Below are 13,488 nucleotides of genomic sequence, written 5' to 3' on the forward strand. Positions count from 1 at the left end.
ATGAATCCGGCATTGTGGATAAGTAAAACAGGCTTAGATGCTCAGCAAACTGATATTTCAGTTATTTCGAACAACTTGGCAAACGCCAGTACCGTCGGCTACAAAAAGAGTCGCGCGATATTCGAAGACTTACTGTATCAAAACATCAATCAGCCAGGTGGCCGCAGCTCTCAAGATACAGAACTACCATCGGGCTTAATGCTTGGTGCAGGTGCCAAAGTGGTTGCTAACCAAAAGAACTTTTCTCAAGGCAATATGTTAAGTACCGAAAACTCTTTGGATTGGATGATCCAAGGTCCGGGCTTTTTTGAGATTCAGATGCCAGATGGTACAACCGCGTATTCAAGAAACGGTCAGTTCACGACGGATGAAGAAGGTCGAATTGTTACCTCAGGTGCGGGTTTTCCAGTGTTACCTGAGATGAACGTACCCGACGATGCACAGTCAATTACTATTTCTCAAGATGGTGAAGTATCGGTGCGCGTTGCAGGACAAGCTGAAAACGTTGTTATCGGACAGTTGACGATCAGTGACTTTATTAATCCATCAGGTCTTGAACCGATTGGGCAGAACTTGTACACAGAAACGGCGGTAAGTGGAGCACCTGTGCAAGGTAACCCAAGCGTTGAAGGTTTAGGTAAGATTGTGCAAGGCGCACTTGAAACGTCAAACGTTAACGTGACCGAAGAACTTGTAAATCTAATCGAAACACAACGCGTTTATGAAATGAACTCAAAAGTGATTTCAACGGTAGATCAGATGCTGAGCTACATTAATCAACAGCTGTAATTGGGTAGGGGGTATTATGCGTGCATTATATTTAGCCATCGTAACGGTCGCTGCATTATCTGGATGTAGTACAACACAAAATAAAAATGTGGTGCGTGACGATCCGTATTATGCACCTATCTATCCCGAGGATAATCAAGCCCAAATGGTAGCAACAGGGTCATTGTTTAATACGCAGTTTTCCAATGATCTTTATGCGGATAAAAAAGCGTTGAGAGTCGGTGATATTATCACCATCGTACTCAGAGAAACGACTCAGGCAACCAAAGCTGCAAATTCTGAGCTGGATAAATCCAGTGATTCGAGCCTAGATCCTGTGATTGGTCTAGGTGGCAACGCCATTAATATCGGAAAAGAAGCAATTCAGTTTGGTGCTAAATCTAGCTCTTCTTTTTCTGGTGACTCGAAGTCTAATCAGTCCAACAGCTTATTTGGTAATATTTCAGTTAATGTCACCCGAGTATTGCCTAACGGTAATTTAGTGATCCGCGGCGAGAAGTGGTTAACCCTTAACACCGGCGAGGAATTTATTCGCTTAGAAGGGTTAGTAAGGCCTCAGGATGTAACGGCAGATAACACGGTTGAGTCCAATCGAGTGGCAAATGCCAGAATTCAATATTCGGGTAAAGGCGATCAACAAGAAGTACAAAGTGCAGGTTGGTTAACGAGTTTCTTTATGAGCGCGCTGATGCCGTTTTAAGGTGCTGAAAATGAACAATATGCTTAAGAATATTTTGCTTATCGGTGCGGCCATTACGTTGGTTGGTTTTTCTTCTTTGGCTTCTGCTGAGCGAGTTAAAGACGTCAGTATGGTTGAAGGTGTTCGTTCAAACCAACTGGTTGGCTACGGCCTAGTTGTAGGCTTGCCTGGTACCGGTGAGCAAACCAGATTTACCGAGCAAAGCTTTAAAGCGATGTTGAATAGCTTTGGGATCACGATGCCCGCAAGCTTAAAGCCAAAAATTAAAAATGTCGCGGCTGTTGCAGTTCACGCTGACTTGCCACCTTTTGTTAAACCCGGCCAAACTATTGACGTTACTGTGTCATCTATTGGTAGTGCTGGTAGCTTACGAGGCGGCACGTTACTTCAGACCTTTCTTAAAGGGGTTGATGGTAATGTATATGCAATCGCGCAAGGTAGTTTGATTGTTGGTGGTTTGGGCGCCGATGGTGCTGATGGGAGTCGAGTTGTGATCAACACCCCGACTGTAGGCCGCGTGGCAAATGGCGCGACAGTGGAGCGAGCGGTACCAAGTCCGTTTACTCAGGGTGATTACATCACCTTTAACTTGAATAGACCTGATTTTACGACCGCAAAACGCTTGGCCGACACTATCAATGGTCTTGTTGGACCAAACAGTGCTAAACCTATGGATGCAGCTTCAGTTCGAGTAATTGCACCAAGAGATCCGTCTCAGCGCGTTGCTTACTTGTCTACGCTAGAGAACCTTGAATTCAAACCAGCGGATACCGCCGCGAAGATCATCGTTAACTCGCGCACTGGCACTATCGTTATCGGCAAAAATGTCAAGTTACAGCCTGCGGCAATTACTCACGGTGGCCTTACCGTAACAATAGCTGAGCAGCAAAATGTGTCACAACCTAATGCACTGGCGAATGGCGAAACAACAGTGACGCAGCAAAGCATTATTGATGTAAACCAGGATGACTCTCGAGCGTTTGTGTTTGACCCAGGCGTGAGCCTTGATGACTTGGTTAGGGCAATTAACCAGGTTGGCGCAGCACCTGGCGATTTAATGGCGATCCTTGAAGCGCTAAAAGAAGCAGGCGCGATAAATGGTCAATTAGTCGTCATTTGATGTTCCATTATTAATCAACTAGTTAGCCCCACAGTTGTGGGGCTTTTTTTTGGCTCGGATTTTGCATTTCTATTTGTATAGTTATTAACGTCAAACAGTGCTGAGTGTATGAACACCGACCAATTGAAAAATCAAAGCTTTTTTGACCTAGGAAACCTTGATTCGATCCGTAAAGAGGCGCTGAAAGGTGCTGGCGATCAAGGTGCCTCAGATCAGGCATTGAAGAAGGCGGCACAACAGTTTGAGTCTATCTTTACGCAAATGTTGTTACAAAGTATGCGTAAAGCGAATGAGGCGTTAGAGGATAAAGACAGTCCATTTAACTCTAGTGGTGTCAAATTTTTTGAAGAAATGCATGATCAGCAACTTTCGATGCACTTATCTGAGCAGGGCAGCTTAGGACTTGCAGATCTGATTGTGCAGCAGTTGTCTCCAAATTCTGAAAAGTATAAGCCTGCCTCAGTAATGAGAGCTGACGGCGATATTTCCTTTAAAAAACAGGTGACAGCGAGTGAGAGTGTGAATAAACCCGAACCGCATGCTGTCAAAGTAAAGGCGGATACCTCAAGCGATGAACAAACAGGTTTTAGTTCTCCTGAGGAATTCGTCGACAGAATATGGGAATACGCTCAAAGTGCTGCGAAAAAGCTTGGCTTGAACCCTGCGGTAATGGTTGCACAAGCTGCACTGGAAACCGGTTGGGGTAAACACATCATCAGCAAAAAAGATGGTAGTAGCAGTTTTAACCTATTCAATATCAAAGCGGATAGCCGCTGGAGTGGTGAAAGCGCCAGAAAATCGACACTTGAATTTGAGCAAGGGGTTCCGGTGCAAAAGCAAGCTGATTTCCGTGCTTACAAGTCGCTAGAACAAAGCTTTGATGATTATGTCAGTTTTCTAAAAGGTAATCCGAGATACGAGCAAGCCTTAAATAAGGCTGGTGATAGTCATGCTTATTTAAGTGAGCTTCAAAATGCAGGCTATGCGACCGATCCGAATTATGCCAACAAAATTAAGTCAGTTTTAAAGCGTATTGATGTATCCGATTTCTTATCCGGTGCGCTAACAAAGGGAGTCAGATGAGATGTCATTTGATCTATTAAATATTGGTGCTGCAGGGGTTAGGGCTAACTCCGAGTTATTACAAACCACCAGTAAAAACATTGCTAACCTAAATACCAAAGGGTATATCCGTGAACGGACTGAGCACGGAACTATGATAGGTGGCATGGTTGGCCGTGGTGAAACCGTGCGTTTACTCAACCAATTCGCGCAGCAGCAATTAAATCGTGATATTTCTAATCAGTCTTACTATGAACAGTTTGTCACTGAAGCAAGCCGCGTTGATACGCTATTTGCTCAAGACTCAAACAGTCTGAGTAAGAGCATCAACTCGATGTTTAATAATTTACAAAGCGCGATTAACTTACCTTCGTCGACAACTAACCGCTCTTTATTTATGACGGGCGCTCAAGGTCTAGTCGATCAAATGGATAGATTGTCAGGTATTGTTGTTGATCAAAACAGTATTGTGAATGAGCAATTGGATATTTTCTCGGAAGAAGCTAATAACCTCGTTCAAAAAATAAGTGAATTAAATAAGCAAGTAGCGAGTAAATCTGCACTTAATCTAAATAATGTCGATCACAGCGTGCTAAATGAGCGAGATCAAGCAATTAAAGAGCTTGCTGAACTCGTAGATATAGAAACACTCGACGGTGAAAATGGCGAAAAGCTCGTATTTTTAGGCACTGGAGACGCGCTTGTGATGCAAGGTGGTGCTTTTAATTTATTTGCGATGAAAGGCAACCCAGATCCCAACCATAAAGAGCTAATTCTAGACATTAAAGATAAAAATGTTGTGCAACTCGAGTTAGATAGCGGCAGTTTGAAAGGTAAAATCGGCGGGTTACTGGCATTTAGAGATGAAGTGTTGATCCCAGCACAGAACCAACTAGGTCAAATTGGCCTCGCATTGGCAGATGCTTTTAATCAGCAAAATAGATTGGGAATGGACTTAGATGGCAATATAGGGGGAGACTTATTTAAGATCCCTACCGTGGGCGGCTTTGCTTACAGCGAGAATACAGGCACCGCAGCGCTTACGGCAACACTTGAGCCTGGGCGCGGCAATGAGTTGCCAGCTACCGATTTTCAAGTTACTTATACCAGTGCAACAACCGTTGAAATAACAGCTGTAGATGCCAAAGGCAATCCTATCGGTACGCCGACGACTGGTAATATCGCAGGTGGAGTCATCACGGGAACGGGCGATTATTTTGGCTTACAAATGAACGTAACTGGTAGTGGTGCAACAGGTGATAGATTTCTTGTGAAATTAAATCAACAGGCCGCAACCGGATTGGAGCTTGCAACTCAACGACCAGAAGCACTTGCATTAGCGTCACCAATTCGTACTGAAAAATCAGCAGACAATAATGGTACGGCAACCATCTCAGCTGGGGTTGTTACTGATACTGACCCAGCGACCAGTGCTTTTACAGCTGGAACGCCGCCAACCTTGAATGATGGTCCCTATACTTTGACTAAAACAGCCAATGCTAACGAATATACGTTAACCAGTAATTCAGGTACAACGCATACCTTTACGGCTCCTGCGAATGGCAAAGATATACTGTCTACAGTGGGAGCAGCGCCAGCACCTTTTAATAATCTTGGCTTCACTTTCGATATTGAGGGTACACCGAACACCGGTGACAGTTTCGAGATTAGTTTTAACACCGGTGGCTTTGATGACAACCGTAATGGTGCGGCGCTTGATGGTCTGAAATCGTCGGATTTAGTTAGACAAAATCTAGAGTCTACAGGTAGTACTGAGAGCCATAAAACCTTTAATGAAGCGTACGCTGATATTGTCACTGGTGTAGGGGTTATTACCAATCAAGCGAAAACTAATAGCGCGGCATTCGAAGCGCTGGCCAATCAGTCAAGTGCTTGGTTTGAGTCTCTTTCGGGCGTGAACCTAGATGAAGAAGCGGCCAACTTGTTACGTTTTCAGCAATCTTACTCTGCTTCTGCGCAAGTCATTTCAGCAGCAAGAACCGTGTTCGATACCTTATTAAGTGCAGCGAGGTAATTATGCGTTTATCTCAAAATCAAATTTTTAATTCTAATCTTAATTCTATTTTGCGTAATCAGCAGGACGTGAATAAAGCAACACAGCAGCTGAACACGCAAAAGCGGGTACTGAGTGCTTCTGATGATGCTTCAGCGACTGCTAGAGCCATGCTTTTTGACGACCGTATCCAAGCAAACGACCAGTTTACTAAGAACCTGACTATGTTGTCTTCGAGATTAGATACTCAAGAGTCAGTACTAGAAAATATTAAAACGGCTATCGATAGTGCTTACGCGAAGTCTATACAGGCAGGTAATGGTGGGCTATCCGATGTTGACCGCCAAGCAATCGCTGATGAGTTAGAGTCCATCCAAGATACTATTTTGGATTTAATGAACTCAAAAAGTGAAGATGGTAAGTTTATATTTTCCGGCTACCAAGATAATACGCAAACCTACAGCTTTGATTCTGCCACTGGAAAGTACGTATATAACGGTGACCAAGGACAACACAAAATAAAAGTTTCTGAGGGCGTCGAAATACGTTCCAGTGATAACGGTTTTGATGTGTTCGAAAGTGCAGAGAAGCGACTGAATATTACTTCAAACACAGGTGTGGTTTCTGGTGGTATTACATCGGCCTCCGTCTATGTGGACGAACAAGGGGTTTTTGATAAGTTTCATAAGGCAAATTACAACGCTGATCCTAGTGCGCCTGCAGGTGCAAACACCTTTGACTTAGTCGTGACAGCGGGTACGCCAAATACTTACCAGCTTGAGCAGGGAGGTACGGTTATTTCAACCGGTAGCTTTGAAGGTAATTCGGTCAAAGTAGCAGGTATGGAATTTAAATATGAAGGTACTGGTTCCGGTCAAATCAGCTTTGATTTAGAAAAGCCTCAGAAAGAAAATATTCTAAATACGTTAGAATCTATGATTACGTCATTGAGAGACACTAGTATTACGGGTGATGATTACAAACAGGTACTTGCAGATGGGATCTCTGGACTAGACAATGCCAAAATCAAGATATCACAAGGGCAAGCAGGACTCGGCGGCAGGTTAAATGCTGCAAAGCTTGTATCTGATGCAAATTCAGACTTGGACGTTGATAACAAAGCGAATAAAGCGGCTTTAATAGAGGTCGATTTTTATTCAGCGATTTCAGAGCTCACCAAGCATGAAACTGCGCTGCAGGCCTCTCAGGCAACATTTGGCCGCCTAACTAATCTTTCTCTATTAGACTATATTCGTTAAAAGGCGGCCTTTACGGGCCGTTTACTCTCACACTGCTTTAAACTCAAATCTTCCTCGTAACAAACTGAATAGTAGTAGATTTTCATTCAATTCTCTGATCGTAACCTAGGTGCGTCAAAACTTTGCCATATTTGTTTGATCAATAATAAAAGCATATAGAAATCATGATGATAATTTTTTTTTTAAAAAAATACTAAAGGAAATTTTTTGCCGACCGATAACTTAATTAACCAAGCCGGAGAGTGAAAAACATTCAAAGGTTGGAAAAGAATCTAAGTTTGAGAGTGAAAGACTCGATTTAAAGTGGGAGAACCATCATGGCACTTTATGTAAATACTAACGTAAGTTCATTGAACGCACAAAGACAATTAATGCAATCTGGTAACGCACTAGATACATCATTCAAACGTCTATCATCAGGTTTTCGTATCAACAGCGCTGCTGATGATGCTGCAGGCCTACAGATTTCTGACCGTTTGAGTTCACAAATCAATGGTCTAAACCAAGGTAACCGTAACGCGAACGACGGCATCTCTTTAGCTCAAACTGCTGAAGGTGCGATGGACGAAGTAACGTCAATGTTTCAGCGTATTCGTACTCTAGCTCAACAAGCAGCAAATGGTTCGAATACTGATGAAGATCGTCTTGCGATTCAAGAAGAGATCCGTTCTCTGTCTTCAGAGGTTAACCGTGTCGCTGCTGATACGACCTTTGGTGGTCAAAACTTACTCGATGGTAGTTACTCAGCAAACTTTCAGGTAGGTGCTGATGCGGTCCAAACTATCGGTTTCAGTATGCAAAATGTTGCTGGTACAGCAAATGATATGCAGGCAAACGGCGGTTTTACACTGTCTGGTATCGCGGGTATCGCAAGTGGAGTAACAGGTGTAGCACTAAGTGCAACAACAGAAACTATCAGTACAAACATTGGTACTGAAGCTGATGCAAAAGTATTCTCAAATGTATTCACAGCAGGCGGTATTTCAGTATCTTCGCAAGCGAATGCTCAGGCTGTACTCGCTGGTATGGATAACTTGATTGCGGTAGTTGATAAGAAACGTGCGGAGTTAGGTGCGGTTCAAAACCGATTCCAATCAACAATTCGTAACCAAGCAAATATTTCTGAGAACTTGTCGGCTGCGAAATCACGTATCAAAGATACTGACTTTGCTCAGGAAACTGCAAGCTTAACCAAAATGCAGATCCTTCAACAGGCTAGCCAAACAATCCTAAGTCAGGCTAACCAACGTCCTCAGGCTGCTTTAAGTCTTCTAGGATAACAGTTGGAAAGTAAAGGTGCCTAAGCCGAATGGGGTATTTGCTTAGGCACCGAATTGGATGATAAAGCGGAGGTGCTTAAATCCAATAGCGTTCATTAAAACAATGAACACGTTAACCAAAGCATTAAGTATGCCAACTTTATGCTAGAAAAATGACACTCACTCTCAAATTTATCTAAAGAGGCCAACTGGCCTCTTTTTATTTCCTTACACTTTGAGCTGAAGCCTCTCCATCCATCAAAAAAGCCGCGGCTAGATGCCGAAATGCTAGTTAGTCGCTCCTCGATAAACAAAGTACTTAATACCTATTTTTAAATTCCCTATGTTATTTAATCATAGCTTTGGATTTTTGGCCTGCTATTTGCTTGCTACTAGTTACAGTAAATTCTGGCGTCAAAGTGGCAATTGGTTGCCTTAGTTGGTTGAATACCCGATGCATAAGTGCCGCTTTGTCATTTAACTATCTATCAATTAGATATTGATTTGACAAAAAGAGAGTGAATTATGGCTTTATATGTAAATACAAATGTTAGTGCTATTAATGCACAGAGACAGCTAACTAACTCGGGCAATGAGCTAGATACATCTTTCAAGCGTTTGTCATCTGGTATGCGTATTAATAGTGCTGCTGACGATGCGGCCGGGTTACAAATCTCCGATCGATTACAATCTCAAATTTTGGGTTTAACCCAAGGGAACCGAAACGCCAATGACGGAATTTCATTGGCTCAGACCGCTGAAGGGGCAATGGATGAAATCACTTCTATGTTCCAACGTATCCGTACCCTATCTCAACAGGCAGCGAATGGTTCTAACACTGATGAAGATCGCCTAGCCATTCAAGAAGAAATTAGACAACTAGCCTCTGAGGTTAATAGGGTAGCGTCTGATACTACTTTTGGTGGACAGAACTTACTTGACGGTTCTTATGCTGCTAATTTCCAAGTTGGTGGTGATGCGGTTCAAACTATTGGATTCAGCATGCAATATGTAGGTGCGACAGCAAATAGTTTGGCAGATAATGGTGGCTTCACTCTTTCAGGGATCGCAGGGGTAGCGAGTGGTGTTTCTGGTGCTGCATTAAGTGCAACAACAGCTACGATTAGTACAAACATTGGTACTGAGGCTGATGCCAAAGTGTTCTCAAATGTTTTTACGGCAGGAGGGATCTCGGTTTCTTCACAAGCCAATGCACAAGCCGTAATGGCAGGTATGGATGCGCTCATTGCGGTAGTTGATAAGAAGCGTGCAGAGTTAGGTGCTGTACAAAACCGATTCCAGTCAACAATACGGAACCAAGCTAATATTTCTGAAAACTTGTCGGCAGCAAAATCGCGAATTAAAGATGCTGACTTTGCACTAGAAACAGCCAAATTAACGAAGAATCAGATATTACAGCAAGCAAGTCAGACGATTCTCGGTCAGGCAAATCAGCGTCCACAAGCGGCACTGAGCCTACTTCAGGGTTAGAAATGAATAAAAAATAAAAAAATTACAAATAAAGCTCAAGCTTTCGCTTTAGCAGCCGATAGCAGAATTAGAGAACTATAAATTTAGGACTCTTATTCATCGTTGGTAGCAGGGTAGGGGTATCCCGCTCCAGCGAGTTATGTTGATAAAGCGGAGGCTATTATGGCTTTATATGTAAATACCAATGTGAGTTCATTGAACGCGCAGCGGCAACTAAATAAATCCTCAGGTGCGTTAGATACATCCTTTCAACGCTTGTCGTCAGGTTTGCGCATTAACAGCGCAAAAGATGATGCTGCAGGTATGCAAATCACAAACCGTCTAAATGGTCAGATCAATGGTCTGAATCAGGGCATGAGAAACGCCAACGACGGTATTTCATTAGCGCAAACAGCCGAAGGTGCACTGGATGAAACCACTCAGATGTTCCAGCGTATTAGAACGCTTGCTCAGCAGGCTTCGAACGGCTCGAATACGGATGAAGATAGGCTCGCACTACAAGAGGAAATTCGTTCATTAGCTGAAGAAGTAAACCGCGTTGCTGCGGATACGACATTCGGTGGTCAAAACTTGCTTGATGGCAGTTATGATGCGAACTTCCAAGTTGGTGCCGATGCAGTTCAAACTATCGGCTTTAGTATGCAAAACGTGGCAGGTACTACAAACGATTTACAAGCGGATGGCGGCTTCACACTGTCTGGTATCGCAGGCATCGCAAGTGGTGTAACTGGTGTGGCACTCAGTGCGACTACAGGTACAATTAGTACCACGATTGGTACCGAAGCAGATGCGAAAGTCTTCTCAAATGTATTCACGGCGGCTGGTATTTCTGTATCTTCGCAAGCGAATGCCCAGGCTGTATTAGCTGGTATGGATAACTTGATTGCGGTAGTTGATAAGAAACGCGCAGAGTTAGGTGCGGTTCAAAACCGATTCCAATCAACTATTCGTAACCAATCGAATGTTGCTGAAAACTTAACGGCTGCACGTTCTCGGATCCAAGATACAGACTTCGCACAAGAGACTGCAAACTTGACTAAGATGCAGATTTTGCAACAAGCAAGTAGTTCTATCTTGAGCCAAGCAAATCAAAGACCGCAAGTAGCTTTATCGCTACTAGGTTAATTGATTAGTATTGTAGCGTCAGGTTTGTGAATAATTCTCAAACTTGGCGTATACTTTACGGTAAAAGGTTTGGAGGTGTGTTGTGAAAGAAGTTCAAGCGTCTACACCAAATGGATTCGTCAATCATACAAAACCAGAAGAATTAATTAGGACGGCATCTTCTGCTGAGACGACTCGTGCGGTTGAGTCTACTAGCAAAACAGAATCTAGTACGAAGCAAAGCGAGGAACAAGGTGCTGTAAAGCCTGACATTTTGGAAGAAATTAAAAGCAACTTAGAAAAGCTAAATCAGTTTATTCCTGTTACAGCAACTAATTTGTCTTTCGAGTTTGACGAACGTGGAGATCCTCCCGTTGTAAAGGTGATCGATACGAACAATGATGAAGTAATACGGGAAATTCCTTCAGAGGAGTTTCGTGAAATGGCTAAAGCTCTTGAAGAGTTTGCCGATAAGGTGTCAAGTAGAGGATTGCTGTTTGATAAAACAGCTTAATATTGGGTTGGAGGTTGTATGCCATTAATTACATCTGCGGGTATAGGCTCGGGGCTTGACTTAGAAAGCATCATTAAAGCGACAATTGATGCTGAAAATGTTCCTAAGTTACAAGCGTTTGCCAAAAAAGAAGACTCTTTAAAAGTGGAGTTATCTGCGGTTGGTGAGTTAAAGTCAGCAATCTCTAAACTTAAAGATACGATGGCGAAGCTTGCAGATCCTGACAACTTTGGTAAGCGAGTAGCAAACATTACCCAACCTAGTGGCGGAGATATAATCAGCGTTACTCCAACATCAGACATATCCGTAGGAAACTTTAAAGTTGCCGTCAAACAATTGGCAGAGGGTAGCCGAATCATTTCGGCAGACGACGCATTTGCATCGACTGATGCGGTAGTGAGTGCATCTGGAGGTACACTTTCGTTCGGGGCTGGGCCAGATAAGTCATTTGATTTAAATGTGACAGCGGGAATGACACTTGCTGAACTCAGAGACGCAATAAACTCTTCTGAGTCTAATTTCGGGGTAACCGCGAATATCGTGAATACGGGTAATGTTGGTTCTAAGCTTGTACTTACGTCTAATGTCACCGGCGACAATAACGACTTAACGATAACTTCGGATACTGCAGAGCTTGATGCAATCAGTACAACTGCATCTGGTGGTGGTGCTGGTGGAATGACAACAGTTCAAGCTGCGCAAAACGCAATTATTACTGTTGATGGCCTTGAAGTGACAAGTGATAGCAACACATTCAAGGATGCGGTGCAAGACATGACGATTAGAGCCCTTGAAGTTAGTGAAGGTAACGATACTGATGGTTATGCGACAGCTAAATTAAATATTGATTACGATCGTGAATCTATTAGCAAAATGATTGACGAGTTTATTGCAAATTATAATAACTTGATTGGCACTATTGGCCTTCACACTCGAGTTGGTAGACCGTTAAACGGTGACTCCTCAATGAGGACATTGAGCGACCAGATGATATCGACTCTATCTTCAGAGCTTACAGACGCAGGCCCATTTGGTTCCATTTTTGATATTGGCCTCGGCGTTAAAAAAGATGGATATCTTGAAAAATCTTCACTGGTAAGAAGTCTTAATGAAGCTATGGACGATAACTACGATGATATTGGCAAGGCTTTTGCAGGTGATAACGGTGTAGCTAAACAACTTGAAGAGTTGCTAGGTAATTACGTCGATTCTAAAGGCATATTGAAGCAACGTGAGACAAGCTTAAATAGCCAGTTAGATGATTTAGAAGATGATGTCCTGAATCATGAATATCGAATGAAATCGATGGAAGAGGGGTTACGTCAAAAATATGCTGGTCTAGACGTGTTGATTGCTCAAATGCAACAAACACAGTCCTATTTAGGTGCTCAATTAGCAAATTTACCTGGCTTCACTAAATCTAAGTAAACTAAGAGGCATGTGATATGTATAACGCCCGAGTCAAAAATTACCAAAGAGAAGCATTGAAAACGAGAGTTGCAGGTGCAGATCGCTATGAAATAATCCAAATGTTGATGGCTGGTGCCGTTGAAAAAATGGTACTTGCAAAGGTATCTATTGAAAAGCGTCACCTCGAAGCCAAAGCAGAACATATTTCTAAGGCTTCAGCTATCATTGAAGCACTTCGTGGAAGCTTAGACTTTGAAGTTGGTGGCGAGGTAACAGAGAATCTGTATGCCCTTTATTCATACATGTTGGACAGGTTGTTAGATGCTAGCATGCAAAATGACCCCGCTATAGTTGATGAGGTATCGAATTTGCTGAAGGAAATCAAGTCTGCTTGGGATGCGATTCCAATTGATGTACGTAAGCAGACACTGGATGCTAACGGCGCGGATGCTAATGTCGGCTGAGTTAGCTCACATAGAAGCAACCCTTAATAAGCTGGATGCTGCTTGTCAGGCAGGTGAGCTGAAAGAGGCTCAATGTCTTTTCATTAAGATAGACAAACAGCTCCGGACAACATTAACAGCTGATGTGTTAGCTGATTCAGAACAAGCTCAACAATCGGCTCTAGTCATATTCAATCAAATCCAATCAATAATGAGCCAGTTGCAGCAGGAAAAAAGCGCTGTTGCAAAAGAACTATCACAAGTTATTGGCAATAAAAAAAAGATCAAAGCGTATAAAAATATTTAATACGACACCGGCAAAT

General features: G+C 42.9%; 13 protein-coding genes. All 13 read left to right on the forward strand.

The features are described from left to right. The 13 genes from flgG (at position 1) to CWC03_RS07035 (ending at position 13,472) form a co-directional block, all read left to right on the forward strand. Positions 1 to 789 carry a flagellar basal-body rod protein FlgG gene (gene flgG / locus CWC03_RS06975; protein WP_010606305.1) on the forward strand — a complete coding sequence of 263 codons (789 nt, stop codon included), beginning with the start codon at positions 1 to 3 and terminating at the stop codon, positions 787 to 789. Between the two features lie 16 nt (positions 790 to 805). Beyond that, complete coding sequence (gene flgH, locus CWC03_RS06980) at positions 806 to 1,489, forward strand: flagellar basal body L-ring protein FlgH (RefSeq protein ID WP_010606306.1); 684 nt, start codon at positions 806 to 808, stop codon at positions 1,487 to 1,489. 19 nt (positions 1,490 to 1,508) lie between these two features. After that, positions 1,509 to 2,609, forward strand: a complete 1,101-nt coding sequence (locus CWC03_RS06985) for a flagellar basal body P-ring protein FlgI (RefSeq protein WP_010606307.1) — start codon at positions 1,509 to 1,511, stop codon at positions 2,607 to 2,609. Positions 2,610 to 2,717: 108 nt separating this feature from the next. Continuing rightward, positions 2,718 to 3,692 carry a flagellar assembly peptidoglycan hydrolase FlgJ gene (gene flgJ / locus CWC03_RS06990; protein ID WP_138581152.1) on the forward strand — a complete coding sequence of 325 codons (975 nt, stop codon included), beginning with the start codon at positions 2,718 to 2,720 and terminating at the stop codon, positions 3,690 to 3,692. Between the two features lies 1 nt (position 3,693). Further along, positions 3,694 to 5,706, forward strand: a complete 2,013-nt coding sequence (gene flgK / locus CWC03_RS06995) for a flagellar hook-associated protein FlgK (RefSeq protein WP_138581153.1) — start codon at positions 3,694 to 3,696, stop codon at positions 5,704 to 5,706. Positions 5,707 to 5,708: 2 nt separating this feature from the next. Continuing rightward, positions 5,709 to 6,944, forward strand: coding sequence for a flagellar hook-associated protein FlgL (flgL, locus tag CWC03_RS07000; protein ID WP_138581154.1), 1,236 nt, complete (start codon positions 5,709 to 5,711; stop codon positions 6,942 to 6,944). A 317-nt stretch (positions 6,945 to 7,261) separates the two neighbouring features. Continuing rightward, positions 7,262 to 8,224, forward strand: coding sequence for a flagellin N-terminal helical domain-containing protein (locus tag CWC03_RS07005; protein WP_138581155.1), 963 nt, complete (start codon positions 7,262 to 7,264; stop codon positions 8,222 to 8,224). 504 nt (positions 8,225 to 8,728) lie between these two features. After that, positions 8,729 to 9,694 carry a flagellin N-terminal helical domain-containing protein gene (locus CWC03_RS07010; RefSeq protein ID WP_010369253.1) on the forward strand — a complete coding sequence of 322 codons (966 nt, stop codon included), beginning with the start codon at positions 8,729 to 8,731 and terminating at the stop codon, positions 9,692 to 9,694. 162 nt (positions 9,695 to 9,856) lie between these two features. After that, entirely contained in the window at positions 9,857 to 10,819 is a 963-nt protein-coding gene (locus CWC03_RS07015; protein ID WP_010369251.1) for a flagellin N-terminal helical domain-containing protein, read from the forward strand. 82 nt (positions 10,820 to 10,901) lie between these two features. Further along, entirely contained in the window at positions 10,902 to 11,312 is a 411-nt protein-coding gene (locus tag CWC03_RS07020) for a flagellar protein FlaG (RefSeq protein ID WP_010369249.1), read from the forward strand. A gap of 18 nt (positions 11,313 to 11,330) precedes the next feature. Continuing rightward, positions 11,331 to 12,740: a flagellar filament capping protein FliD gene (fliD, locus tag CWC03_RS07025; protein WP_017218081.1), complete on the forward strand. Its 1,410-nt coding sequence runs from the start codon at positions 11,331 to 11,333 to the stop codon at positions 12,738 to 12,740. 17 nt (positions 12,741 to 12,757) lie between these two features. After that, positions 12,758 to 13,186 (forward strand): flagellar export chaperone FliS, encoded by a 429-nt coding sequence (fliS, locus tag CWC03_RS07030; protein WP_010369245.1) that lies wholly within the window; start codon positions 12,758 to 12,760, stop codon positions 13,184 to 13,186. Then, positions 13,176 to 13,472 (forward strand): hypothetical protein, encoded by a 297-nt coding sequence (locus tag CWC03_RS07035; protein ID WP_138581156.1) that lies wholly within the window; start codon positions 13,176 to 13,178, stop codon positions 13,470 to 13,472. Before fliS ends, CWC03_RS07035 begins: the two co-directional genes overlap by 11 nt. The last annotated feature ends 16 nt before the right edge of the window (positions 13,473 to 13,488 follow it).

This window comes from Pseudoalteromonas sp. S2755, from assembly GCF_005886535.1.
Lineage (GTDB): Bacteria > Pseudomonadota > Gammaproteobacteria > Enterobacterales > Alteromonadaceae > Pseudoalteromonas.